General features: G+C 49.4%; 23 protein-coding genes and 1 tRNA gene. 11 read left to right on the top strand and 13 right to left on the bottom strand.

Going from position 1 to position 25,556, the window contains the following annotated elements:
* Positions 1–232: 232 nt before the first annotated feature.
* From ACYVJM_RS30220 to ACYVJM_RS30205, 4 genes are all read right to left on the bottom strand, one after another.
* The gene (locus tag ACYVJM_RS30220) at positions 233–469 is read right to left on the bottom strand and encodes a hypothetical protein (RefSeq protein ID WP_461151862.1); all 237 of its coding nucleotides are present in this window, start codon (positions 467–469) and stop codon (positions 233–235) included.
* 203 nt (positions 470–672) lie between these two features.
* Complete coding sequence (locus tag ACYVJM_RS30215; protein WP_461151861.1) at positions 673–2,139, bottom strand: IS1182 family transposase; 1,467 nt, start codon at positions 2,137–2,139, stop codon at positions 673–675.
* Between the two features lie 111 nt (positions 2,140–2,250).
* Positions 2,251–2,973: a LytR/AlgR family response regulator transcription factor gene (locus ACYVJM_RS30210; protein WP_461151860.1), complete on the bottom strand. Its 723-nt coding sequence runs from the start codon at positions 2,971–2,973 to the stop codon at positions 2,251–2,253.
* A 1-nt stretch (position 2,974) separates the two neighbouring features.
* Positions 2,975–3,994 (bottom strand): sensor histidine kinase, encoded by a 1,020-nt coding sequence (locus ACYVJM_RS30205; protein WP_461151859.1) that lies wholly within the window; start codon positions 3,992–3,994, stop codon positions 2,975–2,977.
* Positions 3,995–4,152: 158 nt separating this feature from the next.
* Here ACYVJM_RS30205 and ACYVJM_RS30200 point away from each other — a divergent pair, with 158 nt between their 5' ends.
* Both ACYVJM_RS30200 and ACYVJM_RS30195 read left to right on the top strand, forming a co-directional pair.
* Complete coding sequence (locus ACYVJM_RS30200; protein WP_461151858.1) at positions 4,153–5,979, top strand: serine hydrolase domain-containing protein; 1,827 nt, start codon at positions 4,153–4,155, stop codon at positions 5,977–5,979.
* Positions 5,980–6,074: 95 nt separating this feature from the next.
* Positions 6,075–6,365 (top strand): hypothetical protein, encoded by a 291-nt coding sequence (locus ACYVJM_RS30195; RefSeq protein ID WP_461151857.1) that lies wholly within the window; start codon positions 6,075–6,077, stop codon positions 6,363–6,365.
* A gap of 397 nt (positions 6,366–6,762) precedes the next feature.
* Here ACYVJM_RS30195 and ACYVJM_RS30190 read toward each other — a convergent pair whose 3' ends face one another.
* The 3 genes from ACYVJM_RS30190 to ACYVJM_RS30180 form a co-directional block, all read right to left on the bottom strand.
* Complete coding sequence (locus ACYVJM_RS30190; RefSeq protein ID WP_461151856.1) at positions 6,763–7,254, bottom strand: RES family NAD+ phosphorylase; 492 nt, start codon at positions 7,252–7,254, stop codon at positions 6,763–6,765.
* Positions 7,254–7,679: a type II RES/Xre toxin-antitoxin system antitoxin gene (parS, locus tag ACYVJM_RS30185; RefSeq protein ID WP_461151855.1), complete on the bottom strand. Its 426-nt coding sequence runs from the start codon at positions 7,677–7,679 to the stop codon at positions 7,254–7,256. The genes ACYVJM_RS30190 and parS overlap by 1 nt, the downstream gene beginning before the upstream one ends.
* 439 nt (positions 7,680–8,118) lie before the next feature.
* Positions 8,119–8,760: a CGNR zinc finger domain-containing protein gene (locus tag ACYVJM_RS30180; RefSeq protein ID WP_461151854.1), complete on the bottom strand. Its 642-nt coding sequence runs from the start codon at positions 8,758–8,760 to the stop codon at positions 8,119–8,121.
* Between the two features lie 103 nt (positions 8,761–8,863).
* Between ACYVJM_RS30180 and ACYVJM_RS30175 the strand changes: the two genes are divergently transcribed.
* Positions 8,864–9,790: an EamA family transporter gene (locus tag ACYVJM_RS30175; protein WP_461151853.1), complete on the top strand. Its 927-nt coding sequence runs from the start codon at positions 8,864–8,866 to the stop codon at positions 9,788–9,790.
* Between the two features lie 82 nt (positions 9,791–9,872).
* On the opposite strand, the gene ACYVJM_RS30170 is transcribed toward ACYVJM_RS30175, so the two are convergent.
* Both ACYVJM_RS30170 and ACYVJM_RS30165 read right to left on the bottom strand, forming a co-directional pair.
* Positions 9,873–10,295 (bottom strand): response regulator, encoded by a 423-nt coding sequence (locus ACYVJM_RS30170; protein WP_461151852.1) that lies wholly within the window; start codon positions 10,293–10,295, stop codon positions 9,873–9,875.
* A gap of 13 nt (positions 10,296–10,308) precedes the next feature.
* The gene (locus ACYVJM_RS30165) at positions 10,309–12,294 is read right to left on the bottom strand and encodes a sensor histidine kinase (RefSeq protein WP_461151851.1); all 1,986 of its coding nucleotides are present in this window, start codon (positions 12,292–12,294) and stop codon (positions 10,309–10,311) included.
* A 428-nt stretch (positions 12,295–12,722) separates the two neighbouring features.
* Here ACYVJM_RS30165 and ACYVJM_RS30160 point away from each other — a divergent pair, with 428 nt between their 5' ends.
* The 4 genes from ACYVJM_RS30160 to ACYVJM_RS30145 all read left to right on the top strand — a co-directional run bounded on the left by ACYVJM_RS30160 (position 12,723) and on the right by ACYVJM_RS30145 (position 16,247).
* Positions 12,723–13,244 (top strand): DinB family protein, encoded by a 522-nt coding sequence (locus tag ACYVJM_RS30160; RefSeq protein WP_461151850.1) that lies wholly within the window; start codon positions 12,723–12,725, stop codon positions 13,242–13,244.
* 638 nt (positions 13,245–13,882) lie between these two features.
* Complete coding sequence (locus tag ACYVJM_RS30155) at positions 13,883–14,590, top strand: hypothetical protein (protein ID WP_461151849.1); 708 nt, start codon at positions 13,883–13,885, stop codon at positions 14,588–14,590.
* Positions 14,591–15,029: 439 nt separating this feature from the next.
* Positions 15,030–15,434: a DUF983 domain-containing protein gene (locus ACYVJM_RS30150; protein ID WP_461151848.1), complete on the top strand. Its 405-nt coding sequence runs from the start codon at positions 15,030–15,032 to the stop codon at positions 15,432–15,434.
* A gap of 396 nt (positions 15,435–15,830) precedes the next feature.
* Positions 15,831–16,247, top strand: coding sequence for a response regulator (locus ACYVJM_RS30145; protein WP_461151847.1), 417 nt, complete (start codon positions 15,831–15,833; stop codon positions 16,245–16,247).
* A gap of 572 nt (positions 16,248–16,819) precedes the next feature.
* Here ACYVJM_RS30145 and ACYVJM_RS30140 read toward each other — a convergent pair.
* Entirely contained in the window at positions 16,820–17,737 is a 918-nt protein-coding gene (locus tag ACYVJM_RS30140; protein ID WP_461151846.1) for an alpha/beta fold hydrolase, read from the bottom strand.
* Between the two features lie 526 nt (positions 17,738–18,263).
* A complete protein-coding gene (locus ACYVJM_RS30135) occupies positions 18,264–18,887 on the bottom strand; it encodes a MarR family winged helix-turn-helix transcriptional regulator (protein WP_461151845.1) in 624 nt (207 codons plus the stop codon).
* 141 nt (positions 18,888–19,028) lie between these two features.
* Between ACYVJM_RS30135 and ACYVJM_RS30130 the strand changes: the two genes are divergently transcribed.
* The 3 genes from ACYVJM_RS30130 (at position 19,029) to ACYVJM_RS30120 (ending at position 21,400) form a co-directional block, all read left to right on the top strand.
* Entirely contained in the window at positions 19,029–20,255 is a 1,227-nt protein-coding gene (locus ACYVJM_RS30130; protein WP_461151844.1) for an FAD-dependent monooxygenase, read from the top strand.
* A 367-nt stretch (positions 20,256–20,622) separates the two neighbouring features.
* Positions 20,623–20,695, top strand: a tRNA-Lys gene (locus ACYVJM_RS30125).
* Positions 20,696–21,010: 315 nt separating this feature from the next.
* On the top strand, positions 21,011–21,400 hold the full coding sequence (locus ACYVJM_RS30120) for a thiol-disulfide oxidoreductase DCC family protein (RefSeq protein WP_461151843.1): 390 nt from the start codon (positions 21,011–21,013) through the stop codon (positions 21,398–21,400).
* Positions 21,401–21,719: 319 nt separating this feature from the next.
* Here ACYVJM_RS30120 and ACYVJM_RS30115 read toward each other — a convergent pair whose 3' ends face one another.
* Positions 21,720–22,187 carry a hypothetical protein gene (locus ACYVJM_RS30115; RefSeq protein WP_461151842.1) on the bottom strand — a complete coding sequence of 156 codons (468 nt, stop codon included), beginning with the start codon at positions 22,185–22,187 and terminating at the stop codon, positions 21,720–21,722.
* A 787-nt stretch (positions 22,188–22,974) separates the two neighbouring features.
* Between ACYVJM_RS30115 and ACYVJM_RS30110 the strand changes: the two genes are divergently transcribed.
* A complete protein-coding gene (locus ACYVJM_RS30110) occupies positions 22,975–23,931 on the top strand; it encodes a glycoside hydrolase family 16 protein (RefSeq protein ID WP_461151841.1) in 957 nt (318 codons plus the stop codon).
* Between the two features lie 91 nt (positions 23,932–24,022).
* Here the strand turns inward: ACYVJM_RS30110 and ACYVJM_RS30105 are convergent, their stop codons facing one another.
* Positions 24,023–24,394 (bottom strand): hypothetical protein, encoded by a 372-nt coding sequence (locus ACYVJM_RS30105; protein ID WP_461151840.1) that lies wholly within the window; start codon positions 24,392–24,394, stop codon positions 24,023–24,025.
* Between the last annotated feature and the right edge of the window lie 1,162 nt (positions 24,395–25,556).

Genomic DNA, 25,556 nt, shown 5'->3' with positions numbered 1-25,556 from the left:
TGGAAAGGTGGAAAGAGGTGATGAGTTTTTCGCGGTCGTGTTTTCTGCCTTGCATAGATAGCTGAAGGTACAAAAACTCCATCTATCATGCAGTTTTAGGCACTGGCAGAGTTGTGCAACAGCCACGAGCGTTTGAAGAGACGGGCATACATGCGTATTTAGTCAAAGTACAAAACATCAGGCTAAATACGGTTTCTGAAAACGCCCGTGGCGGGTGAACCCCCTCAAATGATTACTTTTTAAACCATTCCTTAATGGTTTTAGGATGCGTTGCCTGGTAGCTATAAACTAGGCCCAATAGCCCATTGAGAACAAGGCCAATGAGCCAGCCGGCTAGCCGACCATTAGCATGAGTAGCAAAGGTTCCCATAAAGATAGTCCACCCCCAAACAAGGACCATACTGAGGGTCAGCAGTAGTTTAGTGAGTTTGGCCATCGACTTGGTGGAGGTTACTACGACCGTTTTCAAACGATATGTTTCTGGCTTTCTAGGTGCCTGATTGATGAAGACAGAATCGAATCTTTATTACTGGTCTGTTTCGTATTTCTAAGAGCGCCCTCAAAAAATTCCTTGAGCTAAAAAAGGAATGCAACAGTCACGCCACTTTGTTGACGCATTTATCAGCCTCTCGTTTCAATTGGGAACGTTTTATGATTTAGTAGCCTGAATTTCTAAGAGCCTCGTTTTTCTTCATTCTGGATTATATAAATAGTGTGGCTGTTGCAAAAGTAGATTAGCTCATAGAAAAACTGATCAGGTATTGGTAGGGCGATTACCATTCTGCTATGTTCAACGGAACTGAAGCGCAGATACTTCTTCAGATTATAGGCCATGGCCGCCACATACATCACTTTAGCTGCGGCTTCCCGGCTACGGGTATTGATTTGACGCAAGCCATAGTAGTTGATCAGGCTGCCTAAAACGGGCTCCACCGTTGCCGATCGGATTCGCATCATACGCTTGCCGAATCGACTCGATAACCGCTCCACCATTCGCTCATATTGAACTTTGTAGTAAGTGTGGTGTAAGCGCTTTTCCTTGGCTTTTTTACCCATGCACTGCTCACGAATGGGACAGTCCTTACAATCAGATGCCTTTGCCAAGTAGCGCTTCTTTGGGTTGCCTTGTTTATCAACTACTAGTCGGTCAAAGGCCAATCGTTTGCCTCGATTACATGTGTAGCTATCACTTTCGGCATTGTAGGTAAAGCCCGACCGCTCCTCCTTGTATTTGCCATGAGGGGGTATATAGCCGGTCAGTCCTCGATCTTCTAAGTGCTCATAGTTTTCCCCGGAACTATACCCTGCATCAGCCACCACGTTACTCATAAGTATGCCAAAACTCGTCAAGCGGGTCTGGGTTATATCAACGATGGGTATCAGATTGCGACTATCGCGCCGGTCGGCCGAGCCAGCCTGGATATGCGTGATCACATGTTGGGCGGCATCCACGCTCACGCTGGCCATATAGGCTAGCTGACGGGGCTTTCCCGTTTTGAAGGCAATACGAGCATCGGGATCGGTGGGACTATAATGCGTCAGATTGCTCAACAGTTGACCTGCTTTGTTAGGAGCTGCTTTTTGGATGTTTTTATGAAACCGGTGGATGTGTTGTAAACGCTCCACTGATGCTGTCAGTCGAGGGGCACTTGGTTTACCTAATCTGGAATTTTCCTCGGACGACCAGATGGTGGGCTTTGGCTTCAGGCAACTCATAGACGCATTCGCTTTGATGTAAGCCGAATCGATCACCTGAGTATGGCCGCTGACGAGCCCCTTATGGATACATAAGCCCACGATGTGGCTAAAGCACATTTCAAAGACAGATACCGGAATACGGTGGCGTGTTCGACAGAGCGTACTGTGCCAGGGTAAGGGTTGTTCTAGCTCATAACCCAGAAACGCACGGATACCTAGATGCAGATTTGCCAGTTCCAGGAGCTTCCGATCCGATGTAATGTTTTCCAAATGAGCCACCAGTTGCAGCTTAACAAACACGACTGGGTCCAGCGAAGGCCGACCCATGGTACTATAAAAGGGCTCAAAAAGCGGCCTGACAAAGCGAAAGTGGACCGCTTGTAACAGTTGCTGGTAAAAATGGTGAGCGGGTACCAGTTTCACCAGCGAAGTTTGGATCATGTGATAGCCTAGCATGAGCTCACAACTAATCTAGCCCTCAATGAGTTACTTTTGCAACAGCCACTAGTTTTATGGATAATAGATTGGGATAGAATTTCTGATTAACGTACGTTAAGTCCCGATTTGCTTCATGAAAGCCTCTTTGTAATACTCGCCAATGGGAATGGAATTTGCTCTGATGTAAACCCGGTTGCCTTCGATGTAATCTATCTTCGAGGCATTGATCAGAAAAGAGCGATGGACACGCACTGACCCGGCACCGGTGAGTCTCTGTTCTAAAACGTTCAGGGGGATAGTCACCGACAAAACCCCCGTCTCGGACGTAATCTTTACCTGCTTGCCAATCGCTTCGGCATAGAGAAATCCGGACTTTACCATCCGAAATAGTTTGCCGTCGGATTTTAAAAATAGATACTCATCCGAATTGGTAACGTAGCTCGTTGCAGGTTTATCGTTAGGATTCCCCGCAGCCTTACTCAGCGCAGTAATAGCTTTGTCCACCGCGACTATGAAGCGAGGCAACGGAATCGGCTTTAACAGGTAGTCGCAAGCCGCTAAATCAAACGCATCCACCGCAAACTCCCGGTAAGCCGTCGTAAAAATTACCTGTGGTTTCTGGGGTAGAGTTCGCAGAAAAGATAAGCCATTGAGTTCGGGCATGTTAATATCCAGGAATAGCAGGTCAACTGGCGTTTCGGTCAGCATCGACTTTGCTTCAAAGGCGTTTTCGCATTGGCCAATAATACGAAGTGCCGGTATATGGGCGCAGAAGGCAGCAATAATTCCTCTCGCTATGGGTTCATCATCGACGATGAGGCAAGTAAGCGTGTTCATGTCAGCTGGTTATAATTCTCAATCGGACCATGAAATAATCGTTATCCTCTTCAATCGTCAAGTCATGTTTCCCGGGGTAGAGGAGCGCCAATCGTTTCTGGACATTTTGAAGCCCCATACCGCCTGACTTATCAGCCTCATCGTTTTTGGATGCGGGGCTATATGAGTTTTTAACCAACAGATCTATGGCGCTGCCGCTGCTTGTTAATTGAATGTCAATTCTGATTGGCTGGCCGGTCGCATGCTTGGAATGCTTGAACGCATTTTCGATAAAAGGTACAAATAGCATTGGGGCTACTAGCAATTCGGGGTTAATAGTGTCGACCGAAACCAGCAACTGTAGCTTTTCACCAATTCGAATGGACTCAAAATCAATGTAATTCAGTAGGTAGTCGACCTCTTGCCCCAAAGGCACGAGTTGCTTATTGGACATGTACACCGAATAGCTAAGGAGCGTCGAGAGTTTCACCAAGTAGTCCGGCACTTGCTGATCACCCTGGATGGCCAGGCCATAAATATTATTGAGCGTGTTAAATAAAAAATGGGGGCTTAACTGGGAAATTAATAGGTTAAGTTCGCTCTCTTTATGGAGCCGTAGCAAGTTTGCTTCGGTTAGTTGCTGCTTGATGACGGCTCTGGCTATTTTGGCTCCAGCTCCCAACGCCATAAACAGGGCCGTAAACAAAGGGATGGTCACGAAGAAATTCTCCGATTGGTAGTGGGAAAGATAGATCCAACTGGCAATACCAGCTGCCGAGAGAATGACAAAAAATGTGGCACTGACAACTACGACAGCGAGTAGCGCCTGCTTAACCAGCCAAATCCTCACTAGCTCCCTGCCCGCATAAACACTAGCCAGAATGAAGCAATAGATAAACACTCCTTTCGGCAGTAAGTCGCTATAGTATCGGCTTGACAAAACAATCAGGCTAAGAATAACCAGCAATGCGAAGGTAAAGAAGACATGGACGCTAACCCGCTTTGCGAACTGCTGTATAATCCAAGTTTCTGATCGGTTCACTCTCAAAATTATCTACATCTTTCCGCAAATAAAAGTGGGTCCAATCGTATACGCAGTGGGATGGTGTTTAGAGACTAAAAATACGTTTCTGTAGCTAATTAAAAGGCGTCTGTGCCTAAAGTTTTGAGGCACGAGACCTTCCGCTCAACTTTGATGGTATGAAAAAGCTCCTCCTAATGGTTCTAACATTGTTCTTTAAACAGGTATGGGCCCAGCCAGTCAAACCAATCAACTCCATTAAGGAACTGGTCGATTCAATTACCACGATTGTCCAGCAAAAGAAGATCCCCGGGCTACTACTCGGGATCACCACCCGAGACTCGGTTCTATTTTCTGGGGGACTCGGTTATGCTAATTTGGCAGCCGGCCGCCCAGTCAGCAATCGGACGTTGTTCCGAATGGGCTCCATTACCAAAAGCATTGTGTCCTTGGCCATTCTGAAATTGGCCGAAGAAGGGAAAATCAACGTAAACGATGAGTTGGGAAAGATCGCTCCTGAAGTGCCTTTCGTTAACCCGTGGGAGAAGACCAATCCGGTCAGGGTGATCAATTTACTGGAACATACCACTGGGTTTGATGATTTTAAATTCAACCATATGTACGCGCTCGAACGCCGGGATTATGGGGCAAAGGAGATGATGCTGCTTCAGAAAAAGTCCATGCGGTGTCGCTGGAAACCGTCAGAAAGGTTCAGCTACAACAATGTAAATTATGCGATTCTGGGTTATTTGATTTCAAAAATCACCGGGACCCGTTATGATCAATACCTGATCAGGAATGTGATGCAACCCCTGGGTATGACGCATTCGAATTTTAACTTATATAGTAAATACCCCTTACGAGAGGCCAAGGAATACAGTCCGTCCGATGGAAAGATACAGCCTGTACCCTCTGTTAGTTTTTTGATCGGTCCCGCCGGGGCTTTGTGGTCTGATGCCGGCGATATGGTCAAGCTGGTTCAGTTCTTTCTCGGTGACGGCCAGCCTCTCATACGACCGTTCAGCCTAAAAAAAATGGAGACGCCACAAAGTTCATTAGCCGCCCGAGCGGGCGTGCTGACGGGGTATAGCGCCGGCAATGAAGACTTCGATGGGTTCAGGGGACACCGCGGGATAGTGGGAACATGTCGGTCGAGTTACCGATACAATCGGGAATTAGGTATCGGTTTTGTCGTTTGTTCCAGTGGCAACGGGTTGGCAACGATCGAAAAATTGATCACCGATTATCTAGTGCAAACGAAGTCGCCCATAAAAGCGAAAACGACCCGGATGGATACCAAAGCAATGGCGCCTTACCTGGGGTACTATCAGATAGAGAACCCACGGTTTGAACTCCTAGGATTGCTAGACCGCCTACTAGTAGTTAACGTGGATGAAGAGCAGGATACACTCTGGTTTAACCTCTTCGGAAAGAAAATTCGAGCCCTTCCAACGGGCTCCCTAACCTTTACCAACCGCTCATCAAACGCGTCAAACATTGTTTTTTTGCAAAGCGACGGCAAGAAAATCCTGGTCATGAACGACTATTATTGCGAAAAGGTATCAGGCGTCTGGGCACTAACCAGCCGTTTCATTCTCTTCCTTTCATGTTTGGTCGCTGCGTTTGGGATTATTCCTGCGATCATCGCCTTGGTCCAGCGCATCCGAAGAAAATATACCGGTCAACTGTGGCTTCTCACCAGCTTACCCACCATCGCAGTCATCTGTTTATTGGCAGCCATACTGAACTTTAAGGGCATTTATGATGAGTCATATCGTTTGTATATACTTGCTACTGTGAACCTGACTTCGGTCACCATATTTGCTGGCACCCTGCTTTTTGGTCTGCTATCGGCTGGCAATCTACTTTATCTGGTAATCCGTTTTAAAACGATCCAAACACGTTTGATGAGCTTGTATTTACTGATTACGGCGGCTTCGCTACTGGTTATTACAGCTTTTCTACTGACAAATGGCTGGATCGGGCTGAGAACATGGGCCATGTAACCTAGAACACTGCCACTCGACTGGCAACGGCGATGGCTTAACAGGATGGGTAGGAATAGGGGATCATCGGCGGATTTTCCCATCCAGCTCAATGTATGGCCACCTGGCATCGTATCAATCTAGCTGGCGAGTACGATTTCTCTGATGGAACGATGCCACCGGTGGTTTTTGACTGGAAAGCGTTAATCAATTTTCCGCTACACGCCCTGGCTTTAGCGAATGAATCCCCAAGTGAGGGTTTTTACGGTCGGCCGCTGCCGTACGAAACGGCAAAACTACCCTACAACACGTTTCGACCACACAGTTCACTAAACGGGCTGACGCCTGATGAGGTCGGAAAGGGCAGTAAAGAGAGAACAAATGACCGTCCGATCCTCAATCTGTAGGCGGCCTGGAAATTGGGGGACCTCACTCAAATTCACATCGCATAAAAACAGTTAGGAGATACTTCTTCATTGCACGTAATACCGCATTATTCTAAAGTAAACGAACGTCGATGGCAGAATGCTACAGTGCAGTCACATGGATTTCTGTGGGAAGGTGGCTGCTATTAAAGTATCAATAAACGCCCGTGGCTGTTGCACAACTCCATTAGTAGCACAATTGGAGCTGGTTAAGTAGTCAGTCTGTTAGATTTTGTGCTTCTGAGCAGCCAAACTGGCTTGGTTAGCCAATCAAAACTTTAGAATTGCGGTATGTTTCGAGTTGTGCAACAGCCACGCCCATTTAAAGCGACGTTTACCAGTAGCCTATGAGAAGGTATCACTAAATATGCCCTGTTATTCAAGCTAAGCCCGCCGTTGGTAAACGTGGATCAATCGGGTAAGGCTGAATCGAAAGGACGCGGCACTGGCTACGCTGAGCATGTAAGGGATCTAACAACACATTCCGGGAAGGGGACAGGGGAACAACAGCTGAAGGCAAGGCCAAACATAAGCACTTTCGGCGCTCGAACTGCTGGTCAGCAAAAAGCGGCAAGCCTACAGGGGTAGCATAGGGATCATCCCAGCCAAGAGGCAGTTCTTCCACGCTAGTATAGCTTATGGAGTGATCGGGTACGGCAATTTCACATAGTATCAGCGGAGGTAGGTCCGCTAAAGGGGTGCCGTCTAGATGCACCATGTACTCCAGAAAACATAGCTCAGGGGTAGTGGCCGTGTAAACCATAGGCCTTCCTTTAGTATTCCAACGCCCACCCCGTAGCTTAGCCCCTATGCCCTCCAGGATGCTGTCACGGTGCGCGTCGGTTTGGATACGATACAGAGTGATGGCCATTAGCTGAAGACTCCGTATTCAATTCGCCCCAAGATGTCTTCGATCAACTGGACACCAGTGGGACTATCCAGCAGATCTAAGGGAGACCGATCCCCTAACAGCCGTAAAGGTCGACGCAGCCAGCGGTTGAACTTGCTTTGGTCCTGGAAAACAGTTGTTCCATAGCTAGCCAATCGCCCTAGTAGCAGCAGTTTTTCGGAGGTGGCGGCATCGAGTCGCCCCGCCTTCGCGTGTCGGTGGAAGGTAGCTGTCGATTGATTAAGCAGCCGAGCCATCTCCTTATCGGTAACCCCCAGTAGGCCGGCGATTCGTCCGGCCTCGGTACCCAACAGCCCTTGGCGGGAGCGGTCAATGAGTTGAAGAGCCGTCAGTGGCTGCGGAGAGGAGTTCTGTTCGCTAATGTAAGTGGTTGCTTGCGTTGCCATATTGTGCCATCGAAGAAGGTGATCAGTCTCATTTGATAGTGATATAACTATCTTTTGATACTTGCAGTTCATTCATGAACTGCAAGTATCAAAAAGCTGGGTAATCAACGAGACTAGAAAGGATAGCTTTTATTTGAAACGTGGGGTAGTTAAGGGAAAAGGGCGGGGACACCTGAAGCAGTATAAATAGCCGTCTCAAGTAAGAGCGTGGCTGTTGCACAACTCCATTAGTAGCACAATTGGAGCTGGTTAAGTAGTCAGTCTGTTAGATTTTGTGCTTCTGAGCAGCCAAACTGGCTTGGTTAGCCAATCAAAACTTTAGAATTGCGGTATGTTTCGAGTTGTGCAACAGCCACCAGCGTTTGTTGAGAAATTTCGTTTTATAACAGCTGCCTAATAGTTTAATATTTGGCCAACTCTATACGTAGCATACGCTTTGTTATTGTTCACTCCGAACGGTTGAGACAGTACTCTGTTTCTTTCGTTGGTAGTAGCGCCGGGCTTTCTGGTTGGTGCCGCAGGTTTGCATGTCGCACCATTTCCGACGATGGTTCTTGGTCTCATCCAGGAAAAACCACCCGCAGGCTCCGCATTGTTTAATCAGGTGTTGGTCTTGGGTCGTCAGCAGCTCATAAGCCGACAAACTGAACACCCAAACCGCTTGCATCAGCTCCTGGTCAGGCCGTTCCCAGCTCAATTCCAGTTTGGCGCCCTGGGCAGAAAATCCTCGCTCACTGAGCGCTTCCTGGATAGACTTATTAAACGAGAGGAATACCTGTGCCGTCACCTGCGGCAACTGACCCCGGGCCAGGGCGGCAAATACAGTCAACAGGACCTGCCTGACCTCCCGGGCTTTCTGCAGAACACGCTGAGCGTGTTCTGGATTCTGTTCGAGTAACTCCTTCAAGGCGGCTAGCGTACGGGTATCCAGCAGGGATAAGCGGTGGATAAGGGTAAGCAGATCGGTATAGCCATGAAGCCGTTCGACCGGCAACTCATCGTTGAGCGCCGTATTGACAAAATCAAGACAGGCCGCCCCACCGATCAGGTCCATTTCGGCAATCGTACTCACCTTTCCCATAAGCTAAACGCGAATAAATTGTATAACCGCTAAAACAAGTTTAGAGGGTTATAGTTTCTAGTTCAAAATTCATACCGGTAAAACTCATTTTAAAGGTCATAACATGCATCAAGCAACCGCTCCTCGTTTTTGGTTAGTTTTGGCTTTTATCGCCATCTATTTCGTCTGGGGAACCACCTATCTGGCCAATCTATTTGCCCTTAAAGCCATTCCGCCCTTTATCATATCCGCCCTACGCTATTTAATGGCGAGCCTAGTACTGGCGGTCTTGGCCTCAAGCAAAAACCAGCGCTTTCCTCAGGGGAAGGAAATTCGGGATTTGTCCATCAGTGGTGTCTTGATGCTGGTGGGTGGCTCTGGGCTGGTTGTCGTCGCGGAGCAGTATATTAGCTCAGGATCCGCCGCTGTGATCGTAGCGACCGAGCCGCTTTGGTTTGTTCTGCTGGACTATCCCCGCTGGAAGCTCTATTTTAGGGATATTAAGATTATCGCTGGTTTGCTGATTGGCTTTGTGGGCATCGTGCTGTTCGCCCAATTTTCGTTAACGAGTACCCCTCAGGAAGGCCAATCGGCTAATCAGCTTTTAGGGACAGTACTCGTTTTGGCAGGTGCTGTCTTGTGGGTGATTGGCACCTTATTTGCCTCGCGGCGAATCAAACCAGGGAGCTATAGCCTTTGGCATACTACGATTCAGTTAGGAGCGGCCGGCCTTTTTTCGGCGTTCATTGCCTGGGTCAACGGCGAGTGGAACCGCTTTGACTGGCAAGCGGTGGGGCCGCAGGCCTGGGGTGGTCTTGCCTTTCTGATCGTCTTTGGTTCGCTGGTTGCTTACCTGGCCTTTGCCTGGCTGGTCACCGTCCAGCCGCCTGCCATCGTCAGTACCCATACGTATATAAATCCACTGATTGCGGTGTTGATTGGCTGGCTGGTGGCTGGTGAGCAGGTTGCTGGCCTTCAACTCATGGCACTCGGGGTCGTGCTAACAGGGGTGGTCCTAACCCAACTCAGCAAAACGCGTGTTGAGGGTTGACACCTGAGAGTGGGAAAGTATCGAGTAGTCATTCTTATTCGTCTCACTGGGGAGCGATTTATGAGATTTGATGAATCGTCAGTTAGTCTTCCAACGCTGAGCTGACCTTTTTCTGACTCATCAGCTGAGTCAACAAGGCCGGCAGACCCGACAAATCCACAGGTTTAACCAGATGCGCATCGAAGCCCGTTTCCCAGCTCCGTCTGCGGTCTTCGGCCTGCCCATAGCCCGTCAGGGCAATCACCAGCACAGCCCCTCCCCCGGGCTGCTTACGCAACCGCTCACAGGTTTCATAGCCATCCATGCCGGGCATACTAATGTCGAGCAGAATGACATCTGGTTGCCAGGAAGGAGCGATAGCCAGCGCTTGGGGGCCACTTTGAGCACGCTCAACCCTAAACCCCTGGAGCCCCAAGGCCATACTCAGGATCAGCGTCGCATCGACATTGTCATCGACCACCAGGATACGCCAGGCCGCGTTGGCAGGAATAGCTTCAGCCAGCATAGGGAGCTAGTAATTAGGTAGTTAAAACTGGTAAATAAACCACAAATTCGCTGCCTTGTTCCAGACCCGGACTATGGGCTTCCACCCGCCCTCCATGGAGCTGGACCAGTTGCTCCACCAGCGAGAGGCCTACGCCCAGCCCACCATGCGAACGGGCCAGCGATTTATTGACCTGAACGAACAACTCAAAGATGGCTACTACTTGATCGGCGGCCAGACCGATGCCGTTATCCCGTACCCGCAACAGCGCCTGCTCACCCAGCCCCTCCAGGCTCAGCCAGACCTGCCCGCCTTCGTGGGTGTAGCGCAGGCCATTGGTCAGTAAGTTGGTCACAACCTGGTCTAAGCGTGTAGCGTCGCCACTCACATACAGGGGGTAGTCAGGTAAGGACGCATGGAGCTGCCGACCCGAGGCCCTAAACAGGGGCTGCATGGCCTCAACGGTTTGTGCTAGTACGGCAACCAGATCAAGCCGTTGCTTGCGCAGCTCAATGCGGCCCCGGCTGATGCGGCTCACATCCAGTAGATCATCCACCAGCCGCAGTAGGTGATTCATCTGCCGGTTCATGCTGGGCAGCAGGGCGCCCAGCATGGGATCAGCCCCATGGGTCTGAGCCAGTAACTGGAGACCATTGCCAACCGGTGCCAGGGGGTTGCGTAATTCGTGCGCCAGCATGGCCAGAAACTCATCCTTCCGGCGACTGGCATGCTGCAGTTCTTGCTGGGCTCGTTTGGCATCGTCAATGTCAATGCTTAACCCGTACCAGGCCTCAATCTGACCCGTTGAGGAGCGAAGCGGTAGACCCCGGAATATGTACCAGCGATACACGCCGTCATGCCGTCGGTAACGCACCTCGCCTTCATAAGCCTCTCCGGTCAGCTGGCACCGTTGCCAGTAGAGTAGAATCCGGGTGGCATCGTCAGGATGCATCGTCGTTGTCCAGCCATACCCGCTAGCCTGCTCTACCGTCTGTCCAGTGTAGTCAAACCAGCGCGGGTTGAAGTAGATGTTTTCGCCTAAGGCTGAACAGATCCACACCAGTGCGGGCGCCGCTTCAGCGATGGTGCGAAACTCGGCTTCGCTTTTGCGCAGTGCTTCTTCGGCTTTCGCTCGTTCGAGGGCGATCCAGGTGCGTTCGGCTACCTCTTTGACCAGATCGACTTCCTGTTGAGTCCACACCCGGGGCGTTGGCACGGCTACACTGAGCAACGCTATCGGCTTATCTTCTTTAAGGAGCGGCAGGGCAATGAAGGCCCCTGCCCGGATCATCCGAAACGCTTGCCGGTCTTGCTGGGTAAAACTCGGCTCGGCTTGGGTATCTCCATAGCACAGGATCCGATTGTTGGTGTAGTCAGGTAGAAAGGCCTTCCCAAATCTTGACATCCTGGTACCAAGGGGTAGAGGCAAGGGTTGCTCTGTTGACACCCCTGCTAGGGCGGAGATCGTATCGCTGTCAGTAGCCAGGCTGACAAAGTACACCCAGCCCGCCTGTAGTTCGGCTAGTAACTGCTGAGCCGCGATCGTTTGTATCGTTCCCGGATCGCTTAGCGGGCGGAGGCTATCACTGAGGGTAAGTAAAAATGCTTGCTGTCGTTGGGCTTTTTTCCACTCGGTGATATTGGTGAACAACACCGCGATTTGGGGTGGTTGTTGCTTGATTTGATAGACCGTAGCTTCCATCCACATGTCTAACTGGCCTACGTAGGTCTGAAAATGAGTAGACTGTCCCGTGAGGGCCACCTGATCATAGATCGCCAGGGTATCCAGCTCGGCTAGTGGGACTAGATCCAGAATGGTTTTGCCCGTAACATTGTATAAGCCAGTGTGCTTTTCAAAAGCCGGGTTCACCGTCAGATAGCGAAAGTTGGGGGGGTGATGGGGGAAAGTATCGACTTTTTCCAACAGGCAGAAGCCCTGGTCCATGTTGGCAAAGGCGATGGCGTAAACGGACGCGAATGCCGTAAGCGAATCGTTCTGGGGCGAGTCAGGCGGGGTCATACAGATAAGGGGCTGACAAAGGTAAACGAACGCCCCACAAGTAAGCAACCCGGCCAGGGGTGTTGGGGTTTAACTTTGATGAATGGTAGCACTAGGGTGTTTCTCAAAAGAGCCATTTGCCGATTGGCTAAGTTGAACCTGCTGGTTGATTCTAATGGATACGTTTTACAAAACACCCCACTTAGGGAGAGGCAAACCCACTTTATGTATCGCGTGGGAGGGTTTTATCAGACACTAATTTCTTAATAGCTGCCTAGTGGTTCGCTACCCTGGCTCAACTAGTGGCGTAGGACGCTAGTTTTCCTACAAACTGACTGCCTCTAAAAGCTTGTAATTCTTGCCAATACATGATTCGATAGGATATATGTTCAGTCGGTATATCTTAACTTTAACGCTGAGGATTATAAACGATCCCTCCGCCATCAACTATGTTGGACATCGTCAAACACAGTCTCTGGACTCAATTTGGGGCCAGTATTGATTCGCTCAAAAACGCGATCGACATGTGGCCACAAGCGTATTGGGATACGGATACCCGTTTTTTTTACATTGCCTATCATTGTCTAATCATGTTAGATTATTATCTGACCATTCCCTACACGGGTGAGTTTCCCACTACCCTGCCCTTTACCTTTTCCGAGCCTGGGGTGCAAGCTAAAGGTGTTTTGGGGGATATGGTCCCTGATCGGATCTACTCGAAAGCGGAAATGCTGGCTAGTTTGGCTACAACCCGCGAAAAGTGCAGGGTTTTTATCGAAGGCCTGACGGAAGAGAAGATGAACGAGCGTTGGATCGAAGGTCCCGAAGCATATGATATGAATTATGCGGTGCCTGAAATTCTATTCTACAACATGCGACACGTTCAACATCATGCTGCTCAACTCAATATGATTTTACGTCAGAAGCTAGATCAGTCTCCGGGCTGGGTGTTTCGGGCTGACAAAAGCTGATCGACATTCAAAAATCGTACGCCAGGGATCATGGTTGTAAGATATTGAAACCAGCCGTCTAATTATACGCCCTGTTAAAAACGATTTTAAAGGAACATATCCTCGTCTTGGATAGGAGCGTTTCGCTGGACATTCATTTTTCACTAGCGATCCAACTTGATCAGTCGTATAAGTCCTCAACTAAGTTTGACCAACCAGACCCTTCCTGTCGCAGCCCCATCTGAGCAGTAGCCTACGGCTAACTGAAGTACCTTATTCGTTCTCCACAGAAAAAGCCTACCTTGTTGGTTGAATAAGCTGTTCCTTCCCTTTTGTCATGATTAATACGTGTATTGATTTTATTGAGTTCAAAGGCCCTTACTCAACCCAAAAGTGGGCTCTACTGTATGTGTATGGCATGCGGTTTAAGCAGGGCATTTGGCTATCGGTCAATTAGGGGTTCTTCGACAAGCCTATCAGACCAAGAAAAGCTAAGCCCTGCAGAATACCAGTCTTTTGAGAGACAATGAATTTTTAACATTTGTCAAACATCATAAGCCATATACGCTCTTAAATCGTGCAATTTTGAGAATCGGCCATTTTTTGGATTATTCTTTTTTTACTGTTAAATTTCAGTTGTACATCCACCGCCTTAGACATTGCCATCAGCCAAACCAGATCACCTCGAATTTTACAAAGAGGTCTATTATAAGGAACTCGACCGGCGCAACAGCCTGAACACCGAGATCGCTCTACAGGGCACCATACTGGTTGCCATTATTTCCGGCATCTTCTTTCTACTCACCAATCTGAAAACTGACCGCGCTTGGCTTCACCACGTTTTTTCAGCGGTGGTCGGGCTTGAAACCTTAGTCGGCTTTTTTACAGCGTCGATCCTGATGCGGAGCTATTACGACTACATGAAGAAAGGGCGTAAATTTGATTACCTGCCTGCCGTGAAAGACGTCGATGCGTATTATAAACAGGTCGATCGAAAGGAATTTGACAGCTTTTTAAAAGATGCTTTCGTTGCCGCCTGTGACAGCCATATCGAATACAACGACGACAAGACCAAGCTGCTCACCACATCGTCCCGTTGGATGACCTACCTCATGCTCGGCGGAGCTTTCATCACTATCGTTTTTCTCGGAAATTACCTTTTAGACAATCCCAATTTAAAAACCACCGATAACAATGCAGATCAAAAATCAGAACACGCAGACACAACAGCAGCCCGCCCGGCCAGCGCAACAACCCCAGCAGCCACAAGGCCCGTCAATTCAACGACCGCCCCTGCGCCAGTTGGAAGAACGCGGGGACAACACGCCATACCGTACAAAGTAGTCATTCGGCCCAAATCCGACTGATCATACTCTCAACACTGATCCAGATATCAGTTCCAATAAATTCGATAAAGGCCGTGGCTTCCTCGTCTGGGATTTCAGTGTTCCAGTCGTTAAAGCTGCGGCCTTTGAAGCGGAACAGAAACGTCTGATCACGCGGTTCTGTTCGTCATCGTTAGTCGCATCGTATTTACAGTTGATTAGGCATTCGCTATACAGGTGGTTTTCCTCATCGGATCATAAAAAACCCAAACTATAGATACTCAAATCTCGCATCGTCTCACTCAGGAGCGTTTGCGGAGACGCTGATTTGCAACAACTGTTCAACTCAATCAGTAAAGTACGCTTGGCTTTATCCAATGAGTAAGTAACCTTATTATGGTAAACAAAGTGGCGGATAAAATGGTCATAAAGGTATACCAATTAGTCAATGCGCTTAGCGTCATTTTTTTGAGCGAAGGCTATGCATCCTACCAACACGATGGGAAAAGGTACCAAACTCTACAGCATCCTTTTCAATACCTGTCCTCGTTGTCAGAAGGGAAGATTCTTTTCGGTCAATAACCCCTATAACCTCAGGCGATTTGATCAGATGAATCCACTGTGTAGCTGTTGTGGTGAACGCTTTGAGCGAGAGCCGGGCTATTACACCGGCGCCATGTATGTAAGTTACGCGTATTATACGGCTCTGATCGTTAGCTGTTTTGTGGCCTTTCAGGTTCTGGTAGAGATAGAATTGAGTTATTTTTTAACCCTATTGATTACGTTGCTGATCGTGTTGACACCGGTGGTCTTCCGGCTGGCGCGCTTGACTTGGATTAACTTCTTTATCAGCTATGATGCCCACAAGCCCACCCACTGCCCTTGATGGGGGGTGTATGTCGTTTGATACCGCAACGGCGGACCAAAAATCCATCACTTGCGTGTAGTTCAGTATAAACCGAATCGGGCGAATTGTGAGACAGTGATTTTTGATGCCTGTCAAACTCCATCAGTCGCACACGGCCCTAAAAAAACCAATATAGTCTAGGATGTTAATAGGCTAATTGTTACATTTACTCAGGTAAGTATACCCAAACTTCATCTCTATCCTATCTACTTGTTGACTTGGCCAGTTTCGCCTTGCCCAGGCGTGTCCAGCTCACTTCGCAGCAAATAGCCTCTTGCGGCAACCGAAAGGCCGATTTAGGCCTATGGGCTTCAGACAGGCCGTTTGGTAGTGCCCAGTGATCTGTATTTTTAGCCTCTTTTTTACCTGACAACCTTGAGTTCTTTGCTACTGGTTCTGGATGACGACGACGATGATTGCGTGATGCTCACGCATCTGCTTAAAGAACTGTTTGAGAAGCGCCTTGAGCTAGTTTGTACGACCAGTCAGACCGCCTTTCTTGCTCATCTGGCGCCGGGTGAACCACCCGTTGGCCTGATCCTGCTGGATTACCATCTACCCCCTAGTACGGCTACGGAGTTAATCCCCCTGATCCGAGCCCAGGTGGGTAGGGAAGGGGTTCCGGTAGTGGTCTGGTCCGCCCAGGCGAGTAGTCAGGAACAGCAGGCTTGCTTAGCCCAGGGGGCCAGTGAGTATCTGTCCAAAGTAGCGGGCATGGAAAAGCTAACCCAACAGCTCTACCAGCTCGTGCTTCGATACATGCCAGCACTTTCCCAAGTCGATGAGGCCTAGAAGTCCAATGAAAAGACTAACACGTGGCATGGCCCAAAACGTGATCACCTTAACGGGGCTTAGTACTCTTTTTCAGACTCAAGGGAGAGTGCTTATAGTGGTATCTTCGCGGCTGAACACCTTGCTGGCCTTATGGGGGGTTATGGGCTAAGCAAGCCAATGATCCGTTAAATTTTTGAAAAAAACATGGAAGCTCCTTCATCTCAAACAGGAGCGTTTAGGGAGAATTTATAAAATATAGATTGTAAACCAAGAACACCGTACCAGCGCTGGTACGGTGTTCTTTTGTAAACCAACCCAGTTACTGTATCTCGTTGGTAGAAGAGGGCATCTACCCATATCATGCTCCTGAAAATAGTCTACCTACGAACTGCCGAATGTCTTCAGCTAGTAGCTCGGGCTGCTCCATAGCCGCAAAATGCCCCCCTTTGGCAGCTTGTTCCACTGGCGGATGTCGAAGAACTTTTCGGCAAAGGCCTTCGGGGGAGTAGGTCGGTTTGGAATTGAGCAACCCCCGTCGGTACCGGGTCAGTCTTTTTTGTAGCCTCGGATTTCTCTCTCGTCGTCCGAGATTACCACCTGGCGCTGCGAAGTGCCAGAAACAGGCCCGCCACCACAACGGCGACACCTACACCAATCAGTACGTTGTTTGGGGGCTTCACCTCCACTGGGGCCTCAGTCCGCTCCGGTTGAGCCTGATACGTTCCGTCAGTCACGTCCAGAATCAGTTGTATTGCTTCTTCAGGAACGTCGAGTTGGGGAAAGTGACCCGAGTTGGCGAACCAGTGCAGTTGCGCATCAGGGAACAAACTTAGTGCGAGCTTCGACTGACCGGGCAGACAAACCAGGTCCCGGCGTCCCCAGCCAATAACTAACGGCTGTTGAATGAGACCCGCCGGGGCACCCTGCTGTTTTTCGCCATGGGCCAGATTGTCCAATAGTTCGTTGAATGCGGGCGTGGGCACAAACGTTCGCAGTTCCTGTAGCGCTACCGGAGCGGGGATTTTCCAGGGAGCCGCCGAAAACTGAGCGAACAGCAAGGTCCGGCCAACGGGGTTGCCGGTCAGAAAAGGCAGTGCGGGTTGTACTGTGCCGACGAGCTGGGCTGATAACCGCACGGAGTGGTAAAAGAACGGAATTTCCCAGCCCTGCCAGAAACCACCCGGGTCGAGCGACACGACGGCACCCAGCACCCCGCCCCGCCGGGCTAGTTCGATCACTAACCGCGCGCCCATCGAACTGCCGACGGCGTCGATGCCCGTCAGATTATTATTGGCCAGAAAATCGGTCACGGCGTCGGCAAGGGTACGAATGGAGGTCTCGCCTGTCAGGGGTGGTGTGGCTCCGAAGCCGGGTAAATCTACCGCGATAACGTCGCGTTTGGTGGCCAGGCCGTCGATGATCAGATCCCACGACCGGTGGCTACTACCAATCCCGTGAACTAAGAGTAGGGGTGTGCCGGTGCCTCGCCGGACGTAGTGCATTGTCATGAGTCGTTTCGGTTTAATGGATCGTACTGTCAGGTGACAGGCCCGCTGACTCAACTCCGATCAGGACGCGTTGGTTTTAAAAAGTGATTCCGGCTCAGGTGTGATGGGCGGACGATTTTGCAACTCGTCCATATTTATACGTAGGTCTACACTGCAAAACGGCGGGGACGCCCGTGCGGGCCAATATGAAACTATGGAGTTAGAAAACTCACTATTCGACACAGCTTAGCTTACTTTAATTGTTTGACCAAGTTATCTGCCTTGAAATGGAACAAAATAAGCTGTATTCAGCGTGTTAATCCATCAGTAGAGTAAAAGACCGTTTTCTTTACGGACTATTAGAACCAGCCTTTAATAGGGATACAGGAATGCTCTTTTTTCTCAAGAATGAGCGAATTGTGAGACAGTGATTTTTTACTATCTGTCCACCACCATCAGTGGCTTACGGCTTATACGCTACTGTAAGATTCTTACCTAGTTGTCAGGCAAGGGGTGTTTACATACAGCTACTTGGTTCATCAGGCCATTAGGGCTTATAAAACTGAAAATGATAGTTGTTTAAATACTTCAAGGTTTGTAAAAAATGCAGCCGCTCCACCTGGTCCAAATCGGCCAGTACGCTGCTTTGAAGATGAGCTAATTGTTCGTACACTTGATGAACAAGAACAAGGCCCTTCTCCGTTAAAGACAGCCGTTTGGCCCGCCCGTCGCGTTCATCGGGGGTCTCCTGAATCAAGCCGTGTTTAAGCAATCGGCGCAGAATATCAACCCCAGTGGTAAACTCGGTCGCATTGGCAATGCACACTTCCTTCTTGGTGGGCATGTTCATCTGGGCAATCAGGGACAGAAACAGAAATTCGTCGGCACTTGCGAAACCGTGCTCCACCATAATGGGCTTGGCATAAGATTTGGCGTATCGATTCAGCCGACCAACAAAAAAAGAGGTCAAAAAATCATCATCCCCAAAGGCTTCCGACAGCCGCTGACCTGACTTGAGCACGGGTTCAGAATCGGGCAAGGGGGGCGTTTGCCGCAGAGGGTCAAGGTGATGAAGCAACCAGCCAGCAAATTCCCGCAGACTGCCCTGCGGATAGTCTTCGATAAAACGTTCCCATGCCGTCAGGACAGGAATCGCCGATGTATAGGCCATAAATTACTATATTTTCGTACTAATAGAACTCAAACAAATACGATATGGTTCTTTTAATGCGTAGCTAGATCACTAAGCAAGTTGCCAAGCTAGCTAAGGTAAAGGTACGTTTTGGTTCTGACTGATACTCGTTTCCTCCTTATGACAACTCCCGAATCAAAGAAAGTGCTCATCTCAGGGGCCAGTATTGCGGGTCCTACGCTGGCTTTTTGGCTCGCTAAATATGGATTTACCGTCACCGTCGTTGAACGGGCTCCAGGGTTACGCCTGGGTGGCCAGAACATTGACGTCAATGGACCGGCTCAACTCATTGCCCGGAAAATGGGCATTGAAGACGCCATCCGGGCAGCCAATACGGGGGAACTGGGGCTCCAGCTAATCGGCCAGAATAACCAGGTGGAAGCGGCCTTTCCGAAAGAGGGGGCAATGAGTGGCACCCAGGAATTAGAGATTATCCGGGGTGATCTGGTGAGCATCCTCTATGAGCGCACCAAACAAAACGTAACCTATTGGTTTGGGGATTCGATCACGGCTTTGGCGCAGCAACCCGACCAAGTAAAGGTCACCTTCGCCAGTGGGAAGACGGATACATTCCAGTTCGTCATTGCCGCCGATGGCATTCGCTCGCATACCCGCCGATTGATGTTTGGCCAGGCGCCCCTCTTCGAGTACCTGGGCCTCTATACCGCCTACCTGACCATTCCCCGGCAGGAAACCGACAATGACTGGTGGCGCTGGTACACCGCAGTTGACCGCCGAATTGTGATGCTGCGTCCCGATAATCAGGGCACCATACGGGCGTCAGTGGCTTTTCTGGCCGCTGAGCAAGCCTATGATAACCTCTCATCGGCCGAGCAAAAACAACTGCTTAAGGCTAAATTAGCGGGGGCGGGTTGGGAAGCCGAGCGGATCGTCAACGCCTTGGAGGAGGTCTCCGACGTTTATTTTGACAAGGTGGGGCAGATTAAAGCCCCCCGCTGGTTCGACGGCCGCGTGGCCATGATTGGCGATGCCGCCTACTGTCCCACGCCCCTGACGGGAAAAGGCACGACCCTGGCCATGGTGGGGGCGTACCTGCTGGCCGGTGAGTTGGCCAGCCAGCCCGACTATCAGGCGGCCTTTGTGGCCTATGAGAAGCGCATGCGTCCCTACGTGGAGGAAGTTCAGAAATTGCCGCCCGGCGTACCCTGGTTAGTGTATCCCCGGACGCAATTGGGCGTCTGGCTGCTCAACACGGTGGCAGCTATTGTCGCCAGCAAGCCCGTTCAGGGGGTGTTTGGCCTGTTCACATCAGCTAAATCGAAGAAAGAAAGTCAGGACGATGGGCTTGTACTGCCTGACTACCGGGAGTCGTCCTCATTAATCTAAACCTCTGATTAATAAAGAAACCCTAAAAAGGGCTCGGTCTAGACGATCGGGCCTTTCTAATGGGGCCAATGGCTACCTTGGTGAATTGTGCGCTATTCCTAGGAATACGAGAGGAAGTGCAATAGCAAAAGCCCAAACTGGGCATCATACTTAAGGAAGCATAATCGTCTCACTTGGGAGCGTTTCAAGAGACGGTTATCTTTCAATATCTATCAAACGCCTTCAATCGCATAGGATTCCAAAATAAGTGCAAAATGCAAGTAGTGACATTTTATTTATGTCACTACTTGCATTTTTGGTCATTAATCGCTCTGAAAAGGGCACCCATTTATTAATGAAATGGTTATAGCACTACCAAGCTTAACATGACTCCGTAGCTCAGTTGGTAGAGCAATTGACTCTTAATCAATGGGTCGACAGTTCGAACCTGTCCGGGGTCACTAGTAACTAAAAAATGAAGGCCAGCTATAACACCTAGTATTATAGCTGGCCTTCATTTTTTAGTTACCGGACCTGGAATCGAACCAGGGTTTTCAGAGTCAGAGTCTGAAGTAATAACCGCTATACGATCCGGCATTGTTAATCAACTAGTCAAAGTTAATCAGTCCTGGTAAGAATGCAAAAGAGAGCACGAAGCACGTTACCCCACTTTTGTCACTGTTCCAAGCGCAGTTTCATATCTACAACTATTTAAAGGGAATTTTCAAAGAATGCATCCCGTTTGTGTGCTAAAGGCAAACTAGCCCGTTGACAGAATGAAAACAATCATTGTTTTTGATGGCGTCTGTGGTTTCTGCAACTCGTTTGTACAGTTCGTTATCCAGCGAGATGCCAACGCTTACTTCTCGTTTGCTTCTTCGCAATCTAAAGTAGGTCAAGCTCTTTTAGAAACCATTAGTGATGAGCCTGTTGATAGCATTGTTCTCGCGGAAGAGAGTAAAATATGGGTCAAATCAGATGCTGTCTTACGAATATGCAATCGTCTCGGTGGCCTTTGGCCATACTGTTCTTGGTTGCGCATTGTACCCAGACCTATACGGGATGGTCTGTATGATGTTTTCGCCAAGTATCGGTATATTTTTGGGGTACGTCAGGTTTGCCAGTTGCCTACTGCTGATGAACGGAAACGTATAGTTTTGGAGTAAATCAACTCATTTCTTCCCATGTGCTACGGGTAATAGTTAACAGTTATTAAAACGAGTCATCTCTTTAATTGTCCATTTCTTGAAGCATACACATGCAAACTCCTTCGTCTCATTTGGGAGCATATTTTGAGACGATTGTTTTTTTTATTAACTGTAACCTATAGTTAGTCGCATACGCCCTAAAAGATCAGAAAGCTAATAGAATCCTCTTGCCAAAAGCCCAAAAAAGTAACACCAGCCCAGATAATAGAGCGAGCAAAACCAAAGTAAGTTGACCGTCAATTAGGTCGAGCGAATCCCATTGGAACCGGTTGGCTATTCATTGATGATCCCGGCTAATAGGTGGATTGGTAAACACAATCTGAAGCCGTACCTTACCCCGCTTGACGCGGTGATGCTGAAAGCTGATCTTAGCCCGGCTATCATCAAAGTAGCCTTGCCATACTCGGTCAAATCGGCCTTTGGGTAGTGGGCAGCTCATGGCTGCAGTGCTGTGGGTAGGGTAGTGGATTAAAACCAGCGCGGTTGAATCATCGAGCTCACCCGTAGCTCGTAGGAATAGGTGGCCGCCATACCGCTCCCTGGGCTTGCCGTTGCCAACGTAAAAGGTCGAATCAAGCCCGACCTGGGTAATCGTCAGGTCAGCGGTGGGAATCCAGTTTATATAAGCATAAATAGCATAAACAAACAGCAGTACGCTACATAGTAAGAAGAGACTTAAAACGCCTCTTCTTAATGCCTTGGTCAGGCTTACGAAACGCGTGCTGACTCGTCTTTGTTGGTGCATCTTTTTTGTGCCCTAAAGGTAGTGAAAAAGGGCCCGCCCCGCTACTTGTCAGAGCCAGGAAGCCTTCGCCGTACACGGCTCCTTTAGGAAGTGGTGGCGGTCAGTTTAGGAGTTTCTTTTGGTCGATGGAGCGAGTGGCGCCGTGGCGCATCACCCTTGTTTAGATCATAGCGATCGATCAAGCCACTCGACCGATTGAGGACCAGTCCCTACGACCAGGGGAAGGCGAGTACCCTGCCATAAGGAGAAAAACGTTCACGTTCACCCGTATTAAGTTGTTCAGTTGGCAACCCCTGGCTGGCGGTTCTCCAACGAAGTGATTTCAGGCAAATGACCGGGCTGCCGTCAGACCCCACAGGCGGCCCCGCGCCGTTTCGCAGCCGTCACGCCGAAACGGCAAAGCGCACGGCCTTGGGATCGTTTGAGTCCAAATAGTAGTCCTATTTTCCAAAATTTGGAATAACGTACCCTTCGACTACGTGTTGGTCTAACAAAACCAGGCTTATGACAAAAGAGCAATAAAAAACTAAGCACCTACTAGTCAAACAGTTGATTGAAATTCATGCCGTGTTTGTAAACGAATTATGGCGATTAAGCTTGTTAGCGAGCTTATACCTTACTAGTGGTATAGTTTTTGTTTACAGCTAGTCTTTCCTGCGCACTTGTGATTGAAAACGTTTTTTCTTCAATCACCGATACGGCTGCCAGGGTCACTACTGGAAACTGCATCGGCACCTGTTCTTTCAGTCTCAATCGATTCCCTGCGCCATTTGTCTGATTTATCTGTATGAAGCCTTCTACCCTACTTCCGCTGCTGAGCTCGCTACTCTGGCTTAGTATCGCCACCAGCAGTCTACTAAGCTGCCAACAGGGGCCACTTAGACCGGCGGTAGTTGAGCCGGCGGTGCCTTATGTGCCGACCGCAACAGCCGATGCCGCCTTGTCAGCCCTGGGGTGGAAGAAAACCTTTGAGGATAACTTTGAGCGGAGCCCTACCCACCCGACCAATCCTAACTGGACCATCTGGGTGGGTGGGGCCTTCAATCAGGAGCTACAACTTTACACCGCCCGCCCGGCGAATCTAACGGTGATCCAAGACCCCGACCAATCCGCCAACCACCTCTTGCAGCTTAAAGCGGTCCGGGAACAACTAGTCGGACCTAAATACCGGAAGGATGTCGACAGTACCCCCACCGCCTTTGGGTTTAGCTCGGCCCGGATTGAGTCAAAAGCCATGTTTACACCTCCCTCGGCTGGTGGGCAGGTCCGCATTGCCGGGCGACTGAAACTACCCAGCGGATACGGTATGTGGCCTTCTTTCTGGTCGCAGGGTAACCAGTGGCCTACCAATGGGGGGATCACCATCCTGCAAGCCCGGGGCCATCAACCCTATGCCTTTCAAACTTGCTATTTCTACGATAGTCAAACCAACCACCCGCTGGTAGCCCGCGAAGAGAGTCAGATCCGCAGTGTCAGCAAGCTGACGGATCAATGGCATATTTATGAAGTGATCTGGGCCAAGGACAGCCTAACGTTTCTACTGGATGGTCAGGTAGTGGCCACGAAACAGGGTAGTCTGGTTCCCCAACTGTCGGGCCGCCTCCAGCGATTGACATTAAACCTGGCCGTGGGGGGCGACTATTTCGGCGTCGGCGAGAAGGTTCCCACGGCGGATCAGATTCCTTTACTGGCCGGTGAAGGGATTATGGCGGTTGACTGGGTCAAGGTTTATGTTAAAGAGTAGTGAATGGGAGGAATAGCCGTTGACCGGCAGGAAAAGAAGTCGGTTAATTCATCGCCCGAATCAACAGGCCGCCCCCTTCCAGACCATAGACCTATTGGAGCGATACGCTTCGGTTGATCGCAACCCTTGGGGCCGTAGTGGTTAAATCAAGCTGACGGGTCTCCACCGCTGAACCGTCTGTAATGACCAGGTGGTAGTGGCCATCGGGTAATTCACTCATATCCAAGCGACCCCGGAACTGGTTTTGTTTTTTGGCGATCAGTCGGTTAACAACCAGATGGCCTCCTTCATCCAGCAGCTTCACTTCCACAAGGTGGCTGTTTTGTTTATCAACCGCTACCCGTATCTCCTGGTTAGCGGACACGTAAACCGAAGACTGAAAAGAAGCTCCTGGCTTGGTAGTGGGATTGGCAAAGCTGCTGGCAGCCACGGCCAGTAGTAAAGAAGTGATTCGTGTTTTCATTGTCGTGTTGTTAGCAGGGACTCTCCCTTTTGGTTGGCTAGTTTGTGGTGGTAAGTGGCTAGTGGCCGACTACGGATACAAAGCTATGGTCCTGTGCAGGAGAGCTCAACCGGAGGGTGAATGAAGCGCCTATTTACCAAGCGGATTCGTAGTTAAGAGAGGATGAATTGTAGGTGCCCTAGAGTGATAGTAGGCTTAGCTCCCCACTTCGCCGGATTCGCTCGATGGCTGGATCAACGCCTATTGGGTAGCTATCTTAATCAAATGGTTAAATATTTATTTATATAAATAAGATAAAGCGTTTATGGGTGAATCAAGAAATGTAACGAGCGAATTGTAGGAATAGACGTGCATTAACCGATTTGTATACTATCCAGCAGTTAAAAGTGTCGAACCGGTTAGCACACGGCTTGATATTCGTATACTTCTTAATCAAGTTGCCTCCACAACCTGGCTGTTGCAAAAGTCTGGGTGTATGCCGGAGAGACAGGCTTACCCGGTAAATACCTACCATAAGCTGGCTAAAAAGACCAGATCAACGACGCTTAGAAAGTGGCCTATTGACTTTTGCAACAGCCACTAACGGTATATTATTGAACTAGTCTAAGATTACAAGCTATACAGAGGCCCTGAAAACGGGCCGGCTTGTTGTTTGAAAAGGGGAAAGCCTTGGACCGCCCCGGCGGCCCCCGTGACGATGCCCGACAGGTATACTGCCTACCCCAGACATGTCAATAAGCGCCGCTTACTAAACTGATTTGGCTGTCTGCTTCAAGCGGGTACCTGGCGAATAGTTAATCCTTACTGGCCGATTAGAACGTACTCATTCCAGCACTTTCGGCAACGGTAGGCTTTTGTCGGAATTATCCGGGAGAAGAAACGAGCCAGGCGGGAACGGGTAATCCGTTCTTGATCATTCTGGCCACATCGAGGGCATTTGATCGAAAAAGAGATGTGTCGATACAGATAGGTCAGTGCGGCTATGATAAGTAATCCAGCAATAGCGTACAAAACAAGTTCCATAAAATTCGAAAGCTAAATTAAATCCATAACTAACCAATAGGGCTAGTAGAAAATTAGATTTGCGGCTGGATTTTCTAATGATTTAGCAACCATAGACAAGAAATATGAAGCAATTAGGTGCCTTTTAAGTAGTTTGGGT

The organism is Spirosoma pulveris (assembly GCF_054781875.1).
Note: the sequence above shows the minus strand (reverse complement) of the source record. Positions and strands in the feature narration are given on the sequence as shown.